General features: G+C 44.3%; 1 protein-coding gene. It reads left to right on the plus strand.

From position 1 onward, the window contains the following. Positions 1–255, plus strand: a 255-nt coding sequence (locus ACYQ2O_RS13370; RefSeq protein ID WP_459796845.1) for an AAA family ATPase, incomplete at both ends; no start/stop codon positions are given.

Below are 255 nucleotides of genomic sequence, written 5' to 3' on the forward strand. Positions count from 1 at the left end.
TTGAACTGGGACTGGAACCGAGCCACAAAAAGGTCGTCAATTTTCGCAACATCCAGGAACGCATTCGCCAATTAGAGAGTCAGCGTATCACACCAGTCATTGTCCTGGATGAAGCCCAATTTTTGTCAATGGACATCTTTGAAGAACTGCTTCTTTTATTGAATTTTCAACGAGATACGGTCTCAAACACAGTGGTCTTACTTATTGGCACTGCCAGTCTGCTGGATAAATTACGGTATGCGTCCTTAGAGGCCT

It is taken from the genome of Alkalibacterium sp. m-11, from assembly GCF_054658155.1.